This window comes from Streptomyces sp. M41 (genome assembly GCF_043673425.1).
Taxonomy (GTDB): Bacteria; Actinomycetota; Actinomycetes; order Streptomycetales; family Streptomycetaceae; genus Streptomyces.
This window is the reverse complement of the sequence record NZ_JBIMKE010000017.1, coordinates 109,687-124,243: the sequence shown is the minus strand read 5'-3', so window position 1 is coordinate 124,243 and position 14,557 is coordinate 109,687. Positions and strand designations below refer to the sequence as shown.

Below are 14,557 nucleotides of genomic sequence, written 5' to 3'. Positions count from 1 at the left end.
GCCACCGGTTGGTGAGGTTACTCACTCCAGCGGGACGGACCTGCGGGCGGGATCCCGCAGATCCGTCCCGCCGGCCAGCCAGCGCTCCTGGAGGGCCTGGGCGCCGTGCACACGCTTCCAGGCGGCCTCGTTCGGGGTCATGGGCAGCAGCGGCAGGAAGGCGACCGGCCCGGCGGGCCCGTCGAGCTCCAGGTCCTCGATCAGGCCGCCCGGCTCGGCGACCAGCACCGAGGTGAAGGGGGCGCCGGGCCACAGCGGCTCACCGACGTCCAGGGAGGCTCCGGGGGCCACGATCACACCCTCCACCTGCGGGGACGCGGCGAGCACGGCGAGCGGGCGAAGCACCTTGTCGGTATCGGCGACCCCGGAGCGGACGGAGAGGACCAGCTCGGCGCGGGGGCCCGCGACCGGGTCGGCGACCATCGCGGTGGGGTCGTTCATGGGCTGTGCGGACATGCCGAGCGTGGCGTAGCGGACGATGTCGCCCTCCTGGAAACGGAGCACCTCGATGCGTTCCGTACCGAGGAAGGTGACTGCCGCGCGCGCGTCCGGTTCGCCCAGCGCGCTGCGCAACCGGGCCTCGACCAGAGGAAGAACATCAGCCATGCGGCGAGCATAGAACTCGTCAGTACCCGGCAAAGCAGCGCCTTGACACTTCAGTCGGCTGATACTCTTGGCCGGTGTTCGGGGCAGCACGCAGAAGCGTCGCAATCGAGTCCCGACGCCTGAATACTCCCCTACGGGGAACCCTTGACGGGGTATGGAACGTCCCTCACGAGGGACCGGCCGGAGGAGGTGGGGCTGTCATGGATCGAAGTCGACCGTGCAGTACCACTCGCTCTTCCCGCCACTGATGTAGCTGATTCGGCTGTTCCGCTCCGGCTGACCGCCGTCCTCTCATGCTTGCGTCCTACCCGGAAGAGCACTTCGTTTCGCTTTGCCTGATCGGTCCGATCTGAATCAGCAACGAAGCCCATCACCGCAACGGTGCGGTGCTCCCCGCTTTGTGGACGTACCAAACATCCTGAGGTCAGGACGTCCCCATTCCGGGCAGTTCCAACCGTGCTGCGGTTACCGACGCTTCGTTGCCCGTTGCGAAGGAGCCTGCTCATGTCGATGATTCGCGACCTGCGTGCCGTGGTCCGCCCGTCCCGCGTCTCGCTGCGCAAGGACAACGGCGCTTACGACACCACCCGCGACCCCGCGACGCCGTCGGCCGTCGTCGACTGTGCCGTCTACCGCGACGGGCGGCGCGTGACCACCGAGAACGCGCTGACCCCGCACGAGGCGATGCGCCAGGTGCGGCGCGACGGGGGCTTCGTGTGGATCGGGCTGCACGAGCCGACCGAGGAGGAATTCTCCGGTATCGCGGGCGAGTTCGGGCTGCACCCGCTGGCCGTCGAGGACGCGGTGCAGGCCCACCAGCGGCCCAAGCTGGAGCGCTACGACGACTCCCTGTTCACCGTCTTCAAGACCATCCACTACGTCGAGCACGACGAACTCACCGCCAACAGCGAGGTCGTCGAGACCGGCGAGGTCATGTGCTTCACGGGCCGGGAGTTCTTCATCACCGTCCGGCACGGCGGGCAGGGCTCGCTGCGGGCGCTGCGACACCGCCTCCAGGACGACCCCGAACTGCTCGCCAAGGGCCCCTCGGCCGTGCTGCACGCCATCGCCGACCATGTCGTCGACGGGTACATCGCCGTCGCCGACGCCGTGCAGGACGACATCGACGAGGTGGAGACCGAGGTCTTCTCGCCGGGCCGCAAGGGCGCGCCGCGCGGTACGGACGCGGGGCGGATCTACCAACTCAAGCGCGAGGTGCTGGAGTTCAAGCGGGCGGTGTCGCCGCTGTTGCGTCCCATGCAGCTGCTGAGCGAGCGGCCGATGCGGCTGATCGACCCCGACATCCAGAAGTACTTCCGGGACGTCGCCGACCATGTCGCGCGCGTGCACGAGCAGGTCATCGGCTTCGACGAGCTCCTGAACTCGATCCTCCAGGCCAACCTCGCCCAGGCGTCGGTCGCGCAGAACGAGGACATGCGGAAGATCACCTCCTGGGCCGCGATCATCGCCGTACCGACGATGGTGTGCGGTGTGTACGGGATGAACTTCGACTACATGCCGGAGACGCACTGGAAGTACGGCTACCCGGTGATCATGAGCATCACGGTCGCCATCTGTCTGGGCATCCACCGCACGCTGAAGCGGAACGGCTGGCTCTGACCCCTCGGGGCGGCGCTGGATAGTCTTGGGGCCATGACAAGCGAGCTGCTCGACCAGGCCCTCGTCGAGGAGGCCACGAAGAAGTCCGGCCTCATCTGGGTCAAGGGTCCCGGCGTCCCGGCCCGGGCGCTGTGGCACGTGTGGCACGAGGGTGCAGCGTGTGTCGTGGGCGACGGACCGGGCGAGCAGCCGCTGCCGGGGCTGGCCGACGGGGCCGGCGCCGAGGTCACGGTCCGCAGCAAGGACAAGGGCGGCCGGCTGGTGGCGTGGTCGGCGACGGTGGTGGAGCTGGCGCCGGGGTCGGAGCAGTGGGACGCGACGGTCGCCGAGCTCAAGGGCAAGCGGCTGAACGCGCCCGACGGCGAGGCCATGCCCGAGCGCTGGGCGCGTGAATGCCGGATCCTGCGCCTGGAGCCCACCGGCGCCACCGCCCCGCTGCCGGACGGTTCCCTGGCCGAGGCGCCGCTGCCCTCCCCGGCCGTCACCCGCCGGCCGATTCCCGCGGCCCTCCCGCGACTGCTGCTCAAGCGGAAGCGGCGTCGCTAGGTCGTGTCAGGCGGTCGCGGAGCAGGCGGCACTTAGCGGACACGACCTGGCCGGTCACGACGTCGGCAGCTGTTTGCCGTAGTCCACCGTGTCGTTCTTGGCCGGCTTCTTCAGGGGGAAGTCCTGGCCCCAGGAGGAGAACGTCAGCGTGCCCGCGTCGCCGCCTCGGGTCAGGCGGAGGGGGTACGGGGTGCCCTCCAGGGAGACGTCGAGGGTGCCGCCGGAACCGGCGTCGCCGGTGATGCGGATGACCCGGGTGCCCGCCTGCTCGTGGTGGCCGTCCTTGCCCAGGCTGCCGTGCAGCGTCAACAGGCCGCCGAGGAGTACGTCCTTCTCCGTGAAGCCGCTGAACTTCTTGTACGACGGATCGCCCTGCGGCACCTTCACATACTTGCCGCCCAGCTTGTCCACGGCCGCCGCGTCCGCCTTGCCGTCCGTGCCCGCGTCGCTCCAGAAGCCGGCGTCGGCCTTCAGATAGAGCTGCTCACCGATCCGCAGCAACTGGAACGTCGACCCCTGCGCGGTGACCGACCCCGTTCCGCCGTCGGACTTCAGCTGCATGTCGAGGGTGTAGGTGCGCCCACTGGTGACCACGTTCCCCGAGAGCCGCACCGCGTCGGCGGAGTCGGCGGCGGCACGGGACTTGCGCTGGATCTCGGCGGCCGACAGCTTGCCGACCCCGTTGGTGCCCTCGTCGGGGTCCTCACTGCATCCCGTCAGCGCCGTTCCCGACACGAGCAGCGCGCACACGGCGCCCGCCAGCGCGGCCCGGCGCGTACGACCCCGCGGAATCGCAGTCACAGGTGGGGCTGCCTTTCTGTCGAGTGACGGGAGCGGCGTACCGCAGCGTACCGGCCGTTCGGGGCACGAGCGGAGCCAGTCCGTCCGGACCCCTCACCAGGGCGTACCGGATCCGGACGGGCTAGCCTGAAGCCCACCCGAGCGGGCAATTCGCAAAAAGCGCCACAGTCAGCGAAACGGCACGACCAGCAGCAACAGCACCACGGCACACCCCGCACGAAAAGGAGCCGCAGCCATGGCAGCCGGCGCCCCCCGGATCTTCGTCTCGCACCTCGCCGGTGTCGCCGCGTTCGACCCGAACGGCGACCAGGTGGGCCGCGTCCGCGATCTGGTCGTCATGCTGCGCGTCGGCCGGCGCCCCCCGCGCCTGCTCGGCCTGGTCGTCGAACTGTCCACCCGGCGCCGCATCTTCCTGCCCATGACCCGCGTCACCAGCATCGAGTCCGGCCAGGTCATCACCACCGGTGTGCTCAACGTCCGCCGCTTCGAGCAGCGCCCCACCGAGCGCCTCGTCTTCGGCGAGCTGCTCGACCGGCGCGTCACCCTCGTCGAGAGCGGCGAGGAGGTCACCGTCCTCGATCTGTCCGTCGGGCAGCTGCCGGCCCGCCGGGACTGGGAGATCGACAAGGTGTTCGTGCGCAGGGGCGGCCGGAGCGGCGCCTTCCGGCGGGCCAGGGGCGAGTCGCTGACCGTCGAGTGGTCCGCCGTCACCGGGTTCTCCCTGGAGGAGCAGGGCCAGGGCGCGGAGAACCTCCTCGCCACTTTCGAGCAGCTGCGCCCGGCCGACCTCGCCAACGTCCTGCACCATCTCTCCCCCAAGCGTCGCGCCGAGGTCGCCGCGGCCCTGGACGACGAGCGTCTCGCCGATGTCCTCGAGGAGCTCCCCGAGGACGACCAGATCGAGATCCTCGGCAAGCTGAAGGAGGAGCGCGCGGCCGACGTCCTGGAGGCCATGGACCCGGACGACGCGGCCGACCTGCTCGGAGAGCTGCCCACGGACGAGCAGGAGCGGCTGCTGAACCTGATGCAGCCCTCGGACGCCGCCGACATGCGCCGCCTGATGGCGTACGAGGAGCACACGGCCGGCGGTCTGATGACGACGGAGCCGATCATCCTGCGCCCGGACGCCACCGTCGCCGACGCCCTCGCGCGCATCCGCAACCCCGATCTGTCCCCCGCCCTCGCCGCCCAGGTCTATGTCTGCCGCCCACCGGACGAGACGCCGACCGGCAAGTACCTGGGCACCGTCCACTTCCAGCGCCTGCTGCGCGATCCGCCGTACACCCTGGTCAGCGCGCTCCTGGACGAGGCCCTCGAAGCCCTGGAGCCGGACGCCGCGCTGCCGGTCGTCGCCGGGTTCTTCGCGACGTACGACATGGTCGCGGCGCCCGTCGTCGACGACTCGGGGTCGCTGCTGGGCGTGGTGACCGTGGACGACGTACTGGACCACATGCTGCCCGACGACTGGCGGGAGACGGAGTTCCATCTGGACGAGGACACGGGCGAGGGGATGACGGCCCATGGCTCCTGACCGCGAGGGCACGCGCGAGCGCACTCCGACGGGTGCGACCGCCGCCGGCCGCGGGCCCCGCGCGCGCCTGGACCAGCCCCGGCCGCCGCGCCGCCGGATCCTGCCCGAGTGGGACCCGGAGGCTTTCGGACGGCTGTCCGAGCGGATCGCCCGCTTCATCGGCACCGGACGGTTTCTCGTCTGGATGACGGTCGTGATCATCGTGTGGGTGCTGTGGAACATCACCGCCCCCGGTGACCTGCGGTTCGACGAGTACCCGTTCATCTTCCTGACCCTCGCCCTGTCCCTCCAGGCCTCCTACGCGGCCCCGCTGATCCTGCTCGCGCAGAACCGGCAGGACGACCGCGACCGGGTCAACCTCGAACAGGACCGCAAGCAGAACGAGCGCTCCATCGCCGACACCGAGTACCTGACCCGTGAGATCGCCGCGCTGCGCATCGGCCTCGGCGAGGTCGCCACCCGCGACTGGATCCGCTCCGAGCTCCAGGACCTGGTGAAGGACCTGGAGGAGCGGCACGACGGCCATCGCGGCAACGGCCACCACGAGCACGGCGTATTCCCGGCGGAACGGTCGCGCGGACGTGACGTAGACGACCGCTGACAGGCTTTCCGGGGCATGGCTACCGAGCCGTACCATCGTCCTATGGCTACGGAAGACGCGGTGCGCGAGGCACTGGCGACGGTGAACGACCCCGAGATCAACCGCCCCATCACCGAACTGGGGATGGTCAAGTCGGTGGAGATCGGTGCGGACGGTGCGGTCGCGGTCACCGTGTACCTGACCGTCTCCGGCTGCCCGATGCGCGAGACGATCACGCAGCGCGTGACGGACGCCGTCTCCGCGGTCGGGGGTGTCACCCGCGTCGACGTCACGCTCGACGTGATGAGCGACGAACAGCGCAAGGAGCTGGCGAACGCCCTGCGCGGCGGAGGCGCCGAACGCGAGGTCCCCTTCGCCAAGCCCGGCTCGCTCACCCGCGTGTATGCGGTCGCCTCCGGCAAGGGCGGCGTCGGCAAGTCCTCCGTCACGGTCAACCTGGCGGCGGCGATGGCGGCCGACGGCCTGAAGGTGGGCGTCGTCGACGCCGACATCTACGGGCACAGCGTGCCGCGCATGCTGGGCGCCGACGGGCGTCCGACCCAGGTCGAGAACATGATCATGCCGCCGTCCGCGAACGGCGTGAAGGTCATCTCCATCGGCATGTTCACGCCGGGCAACGCCCCGGTCGTCTGGCGCGGCCCGATGCTCCACCGCGCGCTCCAGCAGTTCCTCGCCGACGTCTACTGGGGCGACCTGGACGTGCTGCTGCTGGACCTGCCGCCCGGCACCGGTGACATCGCGATCTCCGTCGCCCAGCTGGTCCCGAACGCCGAGATCCTGGTCGTGACGACCCCGCAGCAGGCGGCGGCCGAGGTGGCAGAGCGGGCCGGCGCGATCGCCGTGCAGACCCACCAGAAGATCGTCGGCGTGGTCGAGAACATGTCCGGCCTGCCCTGTCCGCACTGCGACGAGATGGTCGACGTCTTCGGCACGGGCGGCGGCCAGCTGGTCGCCGACGGCCTCACCCGCACGACCGGCGCGACCGTCCCGGTCCTCGGCAGCATCCCCATCGACGTCCGCCTGCGCGAGGGCGGCGACGAGGGCAAGCCGGTCGTCCTGACGGACCCGGACTCCCCGGCGGGCTCGGCCCTGCGCGGGATCGCCGGAAAGCTCGGCGGACGGCAGCGCGGCCTTTCGGGGCTGTCCCTGGGGATCACCCCCAAGAACAAGTTCTGAGCCGCCCTGCCTGAGACGCCCTCAGGGGGCGCGAGTGCGCGTGGAAAAGGGCGCGGGAGGCGCGGGGAAGGGGCACCGATATCCACCGGTGCCCCCTTCTGTCCGCCGCGCCGTCCGTCACTCCGTACGCCGCTCCACCCGCCTACGCGTACGCGCTGATGTCCTTGATCACGGCGAAGCCGAGGCCGTAGGCGCTCATACCGCGCCCGTAGGCACCCACATGCACGCCCGCCTGCGTCGACCCGGCCAGCACCCACCCGAACTCCGACTCCCGGTAGTGGAAGGGCGTCGGCACGCCGTCCACCGGCAGCGACAGCGTCGACCAGTCCGGCCCGTCGAGATCGTCGGCCAGCGCCCACGCCGTCTCCGTCTGCTGATCCAGCCAGTTGTCCCGCAGCGAGTGGTCCATCTGCCCCGGCCAGGTGAACGACAGCAGCCCCACACCCGCGAGCCACGCCGCCGAGGACACCGAAGTGGCCTCCAGCAGCCCCGTACCGTCGGCGCTGCGCCGGTCCGGATTCGCCGCGACGGTCACCACCACCGCGAACTTCTCCCGCTCCTCCGCCGTCGCCTCGTTCCGTACGGAGGGCTCGTCACCGTGCCCGATCGATCCGTGTTCCACGGCCCCGTCGGCCGCCGTTCCGACCTGCATCAGCCAGCGCGGTCCCGTGAACGCCTCGTCGAGGCCGTACCAGGGAAAAGGCGCCAGCAGGTAGCCGTCGACCGTGCGCCGGGCGGAGGGGACCTGCTGTCCGCTCTCCTCGGCCGGTGCCTGCGCGACTGCCCGACTCGTCGTCTGACTCGTCGTCTCCATGTGCCCGGACGCCTCCTCGCTCTCGCCGGACCGGCCCGCCCCCCTTCGGGCGGCGCTACCTTTTGGGTACGGTCCGCACAACAACTCGGCAGCATAGCCACACCGCTCCGAGCAGCAGGGAAAGCGCCCGGCGCGTGGGCCGCGCGAAGGGCAGGTTCAGGCCGTGTGCGACCCGGGCGGAGTATGAGAAGCGTCACGTACGGGCGGTGTTCCGCCCTGGTGTTCGTACGCGGTGTCCGTACCCGCGCGCCTACCCGTTTCGTACTGCTCAGGTGGCGTCCGCGTCGAACGGCGGGCGCTCGTCGCGAGGGTTCTCGGGCTTCTTCGTCATGTCGATGGAGCCGCCGGAGGAACCCGAGGAGGTCGACGAGCCCGAGGACGCGGCGGACGAGTCCGAGTCACGGCCGTGCACGGCGTCGGTGACCTCGGCCATCTCCTTCTTCAGGTCGAAGCCGTTGCGGATCTCCTTCAGCCCCAGCTCGTCGTTGTCCAGCTGCTTGCGGATGAACGTCTTGGGGTTGAGGTCCTCGAATTCGAAGTCCTTGAACTCCGGGCCCAGTTCCTGCCGGATGTCCTGCTTGGCGCTCTCCGAGAACTCGCGGATCTTGCGGATCGTCCGGGTGATGTCCTGGATGACCTTCGGGAGCTTGTCCGGACCGAAGACGAGCACGGCAAGGACGATGAGCGTCACCAGCTCGAGCGCACCTATGTCATTGAACACCTGAAGCTCCTTGCGATGTCCTCGGTCCTCGGCCCTCGGTGGTCGATTGCGGGTCTTCCGTGGTCCGGGCCGGATCCACGGTACCTGCCCATCCCGTACGACCGGTACTGTCCCGAGCCCTCCGACTGCGCGTACGCGTGCGGTTTTGTGGGCTGTTTGCCTCGTCGGAGCTGTTTCGGAGCTGTTTCGGAGCTGTTCGGGGCGGCCATCGGGATCTGTCCTGTCTCAGTCACCGCCCGACGAGCCCAGGGTGAGGGAGATCGTCATTTCCTTGCCGCCGCGTTCCAAGGACAGCTCCAGGCGGTCGCCGGGGCGGTGGGCGCGGGTCTTGACGATCAGCTCCTCACCGGAGTGGACAGGCTGGCCGTCGACCTCGGTGATGACGTCGCCCGGCTTGATGCCGGCCTTGTCACCGGGGCCGCCCCGGGTGACCGCGGAGCCGCCGTCGCTGCCCTTGGTGCCCACGCGGGCACCGTCGCCGGTGTAGTCCATGTCGAGGGTGACGCCGATGACAGGGTGGGTCGCCCTGCCGGTGTTGATCAGCTCCTCCGCGACCCGCTTGGCCTGGTTGACCGGGATGGCGAAGCCGAGGCCGATGGAACCGGCCTGCCCGCCGTCGAGGTCGGAACCGCTGTCGGCGGAGCGGATGGCGGAGTTGATGCCGATGACCCGGGCCTCGGCGTCGAGGAGGGGGCCGCCGGAGTTGCCGGGGTTAATGGGCGCGTCGGTCTGCAGGGCGTCCACGTACGACACGTCGCTGGCGTCCCCGCTCTCGCCGCCGGCCGTGATGGGCCGCTCCTTGGCACTGATGATGCCGGAGGTGACGGTGCCCGCCAGGTCGAAGGGGGCGCCGATGGCCACGACCGGGTCGCCGACGCGGACGTTGTCGGAGTTGCCGAGCGGCAGGGGCTTCAGGCCGCTGACGCCGGTGACCTTGACGACGGCGAGGTCGTAACCACCGTCGCGCCCGACGACGGTGGCCTTGGCCGTGTCGCCGCTGTGGAAGGTCACCGTTATCTCGCCGTCCTCACCGGCGGGTTCGACGACATGATTGTTGGTGAGGATGTGGCCCCGGTCGTCGAGCACGAAGCCGGTGCCGGTGCCTTGCTTCTCCTGTCCGCTCACATGCAGGGTCACGACGCTGGGCAGGGCCCGCGCGGCGATCCCGGCGACGCTGTCCGGCGCCCGCCCGGCGGGCTCGGCGTCGGCCTGCGGCAGCTCCACGGTCCCCACGCCACCGTTGCGCTCCAGATAGGCCCCCACGATGCCGCCGACGCCCCCGGAGACCAAGGCGACCAGCAGCACCACGAAGACCAGCACCTTCTTGACCCGCCCACGCCGCTGCCGCTCGGTGGCCACGCCGACGCCGTTCTGCTGGAGAGGTGCCATGGGATGCGTGGAGCGGGCCCAGGGGTCGTAGTTCTGCCAGGGGTCGGCGGGCGGCGGGGCGTCGGCGTGGGCAGGAGTGGGGGCGGGAGTGGGCTGGGCGGGGATGTCGAGGGACGCGGACGCGCCGGCCACTGTGGGGGCGGAGGCGTCGACGGCGGTGGAGACCGGGGGCGGCACGGGGGTGGGGGGCGCAGGGGCCGGGACCGGGGGTGCGGGCGCGGCGGGGATGCCGGGAGCGGGTGACTGGGCGGACGGGCCGGACGTGGGCGTCCGCAGGCCCTGTGCCGACGGCTGCGGCATCGGTACGGCCGTCCCGTGTGCGGGCGTGGTCGCCGGGTGCTGCACCGGTGGAGCGGGCGCCCAAGGGCCGGGCTCGCCGTAGGGCGGGGTGCTGTAGGGGTCGGGGTCGTGCAGCGGCTTGGGGCGTTCGGCTGCGGGGGCCCGGTCTTCTCCGGTGGGGGTGGGGGCGGAGTTGTCGGTGAGAGCAGGGGCCGGGTGGCCGATGGCCTCGGAGGTGGCGGGGTCGGTGGCCTCGGCGGCGGGACCCGCCTGCACGGCGACCGAGGCACCGGCGTCGGCGGAGGCAGGGCGGCCGGTGGAAGCAGGGGCGCAGTGGCCGGTGGTCTCGGCGGCGGGGCCCGCCTGCACGGCGACCGAGGCACCGGCGTCGGCGGAGGCAGGGCGGCCGGTGGAAGCAGGGGCGCAGTGGCCGGTGGTCTCGGCGGCGGGGCCCGTCTGAGCGGCGGCCGAGGCACCGGCGTCGGTGGAGACGGGGCGGCCGGTGGCCTCGGCGGCGGGGTGGTCGGTGGGAGCAAGGGGCGGGTGGCTGACGCCCTCGGAGGCGGACTGGCCAGTGGTCTCGGCGGCGGGGCCCGTCTGAGCGGCGGCCGAGGCACCGGCGTCGGTGGAGACGGGGCGGCCGGTGAGAGCAAGGGCGGAGTGGCCGGGGCCCTCCGAGGCGGCGGGGCCGGTGCCCTCCGAGGCGGGGCCCGTCTGCGCGGCGGCCGAGGCGTTGGTGTCGATGGAGGCGGGCCCGGCTGTCGTGTCTGTCGGCGGCGTGACCCCCCTCTCCCCACTCGGCCGTGCCAACTCGAAGTCACCCTCGTCGGAAGCCGCGTCGAAGCCGCTGCCGCCCGCGTCGGGCCGGCGAAGCTCGAAGTCACCCTCGGGCGAGATCGCGTCGCCGCCGCTCTGCGCCGCGGGGCGGGCCAGCTCGAAGTCGCCCTCGGACGAGGTCGCGTCGGCGGAGGGGCGGCCGGCCGCCGGACGTGCCAGCTCGAAGTCGCCGCCCGGGTCCATGGGGAGGGCCTGCTGGGCGGGGCCGCCGGCTGTCATGGGTGCGTCGGCGTGCGGCCCCGCCGCTGCCGTCCCGGTGTCCGCCCTCACCGGCGCCGGCCCGGTCATCCGGCCCGGCGTCAACTCCATGCCGCCCGCCGACGCATCGGTGCCGCCCGCCTCGGCCGAAGGCCCCTGGGGGCGAGGGCGCTGCCACCACTTCGGCTTTGTGGGCTTCCCCTCGTTCATGCTCTGCTTCCTACTCCGCTGCTGACTGTTGCTCGAGCAGGACGTCGCACTCTTTGTCGTGTCCGAAGAGACACGGCACCGGTCCACGGCAGGCCCGCCACCGGGGCGCCCCGGTGCCGATGCCTGCTCAACCCTGCGCTGTCGCACTCGAGTTCCCTCACGGAACCGGCGACCTGGTGCTACCTCCCCCTCAGGCACGCGGCGGCCCACCCCGGATTCAATCAGGTTCGCGGGCCGCTGCGCAGAGGCCGGGTCAGCGACCGGTCACAGGGGAGGCGGAGGGGGAGGAGGGCGCGTCGGTGACGGGTGCGGTGAGCAGGTCCGGAGCCGCCGTGACCTCGGTCGCCATGGACCAGGCGGTCAGGGCGAGCGGCGGGGTCGCGGTGAGCGGACGTATCAGCGGGGACATGGCAGCCGCGCCGGCCACCACGGGCGCCGTCAAGGTGTGTACCTCCTGGTCGGCCGCCTTGGCGGGCGTCCCCGGCAGCAGGGGAGCCGATACCTCGGTCGGCGCGACCGCCGCGTCGAGGGAACGGTCGCCCTGCCCCTGCGCGACCAGCGGGCCGGACACCCGCCGACGCTGGTTGTCCGGCGTCGGAGTGGCGTTGGTGCCCTGCGTACGCGTGGGCGTCACCTTGCTGCCGCTGCCGGAACCGCCGCGTGCCTCGGCGTCGGTCGGCACGCTGGTCGTGACGCCGCCCAGCGCGATCGCGGCCAGGGACACCGCGCCCGCCGCGACGAACGCGAACCGCATCCGGGAGGATGCCGGGCGATCGGTGTCGTGACGGCCCACGGGGTGGGTGCGGAAGCCGCCGTCGGAGGCGGGGAGCGCGGTGGCGTGCGCCCGGGCAGGGGCGTATCCGAACTCGAAGCGGTCGCCGCGCTTCATTCCGAACGCCCCGGCGCCGTCCGACCGTCCGGACAGTCCGCCGAAGCCTCCCCCGCCGAGCGGCGAGCCACCGCCGTCCAGGTCCCCGCCACCGGGGAGGCCCTGAAGACGGGCGAGGAAACTCTCGGAGGGAGGCGGCGGGGCCGCCTCCGCGAAGACGTTCTTCAGCCGGCGCTGTGCGTCGACCTCGGCCTTGCACTTGGCGCAGGTCGCCAGGTGGGCCAGGACACGCTCGCGCGTCTCATGACCGAGCTCCCCGTCCACGAGGGCGGAGAGTCGGTCGCCGAGGTGCTGCTCGGCCAGGAGCCGTTCGGCGGGGTTGGGTCGGGAGCCGTTCACGCGGTCGCGCCCCCTCCCCCCAGAGCTGCCACACGCGGCACGAAGGAGCGGCGCTCGGCACGCGCCTCCGGCGAGCGGTGGGCGAGGGCCTTGCGCAGCTGCGAGCGGCCCCGGTGGATACGGGACCGGACGGTGCCGAGCTTGACGCCGAGGGTCGCGGCGATCTCCTCGTACGACAGCCCCTCGATGTCGCACAGGACGACCGCGGCGCGGAACTCGGGCGCGAGGGTGTCGAGCGCCTGCTGGACGTCCGCGTCGAAGTGGGCGTCGTTGAAGACCTGCTGCGGGGTGGGCTCCTTGCTGGGCAGCCGCTCGGCGGCGTCCTCGCCCAGCGCGTCGAAGCGGATGCGCTGCTTGCGGCGGACCATGTCCAGGAAGAGGTTGGTCGTGATGCGGTGCAGCCAGCCCTCGAAGGTGCCGGGCGTGTACGTCGACAGGGAGCGGAAGACACGGACGAAGACCTCTTGCGTCAGGTCTTCCGCGTCGTGCTGGTTGCCGGTGAGGCGGTAGGCCAGCCGGTAGACCCGGCCGCTGTGCGTGCTGACGATCTCCTCCCAGGTGGGCGGAGTCCACGCCTGCCCGTCCGCGTCGGTGGAGAAGGTCGCGGTCTGGGCGAAGTCGCCGGCGTGGCTGTGGTCAGCGGTGTCGTTCACGGATTTCGGCCTGCCCGCCGATCCGAGGAAGCGCCGCAGCACTCCTCCCCGATCCACAGGCGCAGCCGCACCTCCCCTGTCGGCTCTGGTGGTGTCCAGCGGAGCCCCTACCATAGCCACCTCGCCCGTTAGCTCCGGATAAGCGGTTTTACGAGAATTTGATCTGGGCTGACACGGCTGGTGCGCCTGCGTCAGCACTTGCTCGCGGCCGTGCTCGGCATCGTGATCCAACTGTGTCCCCCCGCTCGTCTTCCCACCCCTCTAAACGCCTGGTCCCATCTGCGGGTTCCCGGCCGCAACGGATACAGTCACGCCCAGGCAACCACGGGGACAGGAGAGGGTCATTACCGGCAACCGGCAGACGAGCTGGGCGTTCGCCGACGCCTATGTCGCCGAGGACGACGCGCTCCGCTGGGCCCGCGACCGGGCCCGTGAGGCGGGGCTGCGCTCGGTGTCGCCCGGCACGGGTGCCGCGCTGCGGTTGCTGGCCGCGTCGGTGGACGCGAAGGCCGTCGCGGAGATCGGCACCGGCACCGGTGTCTCCGGGATCCACCTCCTGCACGGCATGCGCCCCGACGGCGTGCTGACCACCGTCGACCCGGAGCCGGAGCACCAGCAGTTCGCCCGCCAGGCCTTCCGCGCCTGCGGCTTCGCCAGCAACCGGGCCCGCTTCATCCCCGGCCGGGCCCTGGACGTCCTGCCCCGTCTCGCCGACGCCGGCTACGACCTGGTCTTCTGCGACGGCGACCGGCTGGAGCTCCTCGACTATCTCGCTGAATCGTTGCGCCTGCTGCGTCCGGGTGGACTCGTCGTCTTCGAGGGCGTCTTCGCCAACGGCCGCACCGTCGACTCGGGCCCTCAGCCCACCGAGGTCATACGCATCCGGGAGCTGCTGCGGGCGGTGCGCGAGAGCCAGGAGCTGGTGCCGTCGCTGCTCCCGGTCGGGGACGGGCTGCTGTGCGCGGTCAAACGCTGATCATACGGGTGACCGGGCGCCGCCGACGCACCGGACGAGCGGGGCGGGCCGGACGAGCGGCGACCCCGGCACCATGCACGATGCCGGGGTCGCCGAAAGGGTAGGGTCGCTGCCGCGTCAGCCGACGACCTTCTTGAGGGCGTCGCCGAGCGCGTCGGCCTCGTCCGGGGTCAGCTCGACGACGAGCCGACCGCCGCCTTCGAGCGGAACGCGCATGACGATGCCCCGCCCCTCCTTGGTCACCTCGAGCGGGCCATCGCCCGTCCGCGGCTTCATGGCCGCCATGCTCGTTCCCCTTCCTGAAACCAGCTCATCGTCAAAGCCGACGGCCCCATGGAGGGCACGCGCGTCAGGCATGAGACACGCGACAC

At 71.6% G+C, this 14,557-nt stretch carries 14 protein-coding genes; 6 read left to right on the top strand and 8 right to left on the bottom strand.

The window, feature by feature from the left end:
• Positions 1-21 precede the first annotated feature (21 nt).
• Positions 22-606, bottom strand: a complete 585-nt coding sequence (locus ACHBTE_RS21595; RefSeq protein WP_394725636.1) for a suppressor of fused domain protein — start codon at positions 604-606, stop codon at positions 22-24.
• 504 nt (positions 607-1,110) lie between these two features.
• Between ACHBTE_RS21595 and ACHBTE_RS21590 the strand changes: the two genes are divergently transcribed.
• A complete protein-coding gene (locus ACHBTE_RS21590) occupies positions 1,111-2,226 on the top strand; it encodes a magnesium and cobalt transport protein CorA (RefSeq protein WP_394725635.1) in 1,116 nt (371 codons plus the stop codon).
• A gap of 33 nt (positions 2,227-2,259) precedes the next feature.
• Positions 2,260-2,772: a hypothetical protein gene (locus tag ACHBTE_RS21585; RefSeq protein WP_394725634.1), complete on the top strand. Its 513-nt coding sequence runs from the start codon at positions 2,260-2,262 to the stop codon at positions 2,770-2,772.
• A 54-nt stretch (positions 2,773-2,826) separates the two neighbouring features.
• On the opposite strand, the gene ACHBTE_RS21580 is transcribed toward ACHBTE_RS21585, so the two are convergent.
• Positions 2,827-3,573 carry a hypothetical protein gene (locus ACHBTE_RS21580; protein ID WP_394725633.1) on the bottom strand — a complete coding sequence of 249 codons (747 nt, stop codon included), beginning with the start codon at positions 3,571-3,573 and terminating at the stop codon, positions 2,827-2,829.
• A 235-nt stretch (positions 3,574-3,808) separates the two neighbouring features.
• Between ACHBTE_RS21580 and ACHBTE_RS21575 the strand changes: the two genes are divergently transcribed.
• The 3 genes from ACHBTE_RS21575 to ACHBTE_RS21565 are packed head-to-tail and all read left to right on the top strand — an operon-like array spanning position 3,809 to position 6,881.
• Positions 3,809-5,104, top strand: a complete 1,296-nt coding sequence (locus ACHBTE_RS21575; RefSeq protein ID WP_394725632.1) for a magnesium transporter MgtE N-terminal domain-containing protein — start codon at positions 3,809-3,811, stop codon at positions 5,102-5,104.
• Positions 5,094-5,705: a DUF1003 domain-containing protein gene (locus ACHBTE_RS21570; RefSeq protein WP_394725631.1), complete on the top strand. Its 612-nt coding sequence runs from the start codon at positions 5,094-5,096 to the stop codon at positions 5,703-5,705. The genes ACHBTE_RS21575 and ACHBTE_RS21570 overlap by 11 nt, the downstream gene beginning before the upstream one ends.
• 42 nt (positions 5,706-5,747) lie before the next feature.
• Positions 5,748-6,881, top strand: coding sequence for an Mrp/NBP35 family ATP-binding protein (locus tag ACHBTE_RS21565; RefSeq protein WP_394725630.1), 1,134 nt, complete (start codon positions 5,748-5,750; stop codon positions 6,879-6,881).
• Between the two features lie 142 nt (positions 6,882-7,023).
• Here ACHBTE_RS21565 and ACHBTE_RS21560 read toward each other — a convergent pair whose 3' ends face one another.
• From ACHBTE_RS21560 to sigE, 5 genes are all read right to left on the bottom strand, one after another.
• Complete coding sequence (locus tag ACHBTE_RS21560; RefSeq protein WP_394725629.1) at positions 7,024-7,695, bottom strand: hypothetical protein; 672 nt, start codon at positions 7,693-7,695, stop codon at positions 7,024-7,026.
• Positions 7,696-7,963: 268 nt separating this feature from the next.
• The gene (locus ACHBTE_RS21555; RefSeq protein WP_394725628.1) at positions 7,964-8,416 is read right to left on the bottom strand and encodes a sec-independent translocase; all 453 of its coding nucleotides are present in this window, start codon (positions 8,414-8,416) and stop codon (positions 7,964-7,966) included.
• A gap of 225 nt (positions 8,417-8,641) precedes the next feature.
• Positions 8,642-10,360: a trypsin-like peptidase domain-containing protein gene (locus ACHBTE_RS21550; protein WP_394725676.1), complete on the bottom strand. Its 1,719-nt coding sequence runs from the start codon at positions 10,358-10,360 to the stop codon at positions 8,642-8,644.
• 1,222 nt (positions 10,361-11,582) lie between these two features.
• Positions 11,583-12,557 (bottom strand): anti-sigma factor family protein, encoded by a 975-nt coding sequence (locus ACHBTE_RS21545; protein ID WP_394725627.1) that lies wholly within the window; start codon positions 12,555-12,557, stop codon positions 11,583-11,585.
• The gene (gene sigE, locus ACHBTE_RS21540; RefSeq protein WP_107903137.1) at positions 12,554-13,252 is read right to left on the bottom strand and encodes an RNA polymerase sigma factor SigE; all 699 of its coding nucleotides are present in this window, start codon (positions 13,250-13,252) and stop codon (positions 12,554-12,556) included. The genes ACHBTE_RS21545 and sigE overlap by 4 nt, the downstream gene beginning before the upstream one ends.
• A gap of 235 nt (positions 13,253-13,487) precedes the next feature.
• On the opposite strand from sigE, the gene ACHBTE_RS21535 reads away from it, so the two are divergent.
• Complete coding sequence (locus tag ACHBTE_RS21535) at positions 13,488-14,186, top strand: O-methyltransferase (protein WP_394725675.1); 699 nt, start codon at positions 13,488-13,490, stop codon at positions 14,184-14,186.
• A 117-nt stretch (positions 14,187-14,303) separates the two neighbouring features.
• Here the strand turns inward: ACHBTE_RS21535 and ACHBTE_RS21530 are convergent, their stop codons facing one another.
• Positions 14,304-14,471, bottom strand: a complete 168-nt coding sequence (locus ACHBTE_RS21530) for a DUF3117 domain-containing protein (protein WP_003966491.1) — start codon at positions 14,469-14,471, stop codon at positions 14,304-14,306.
• Between the last annotated feature and the right edge of the window lie 86 nt (positions 14,472-14,557).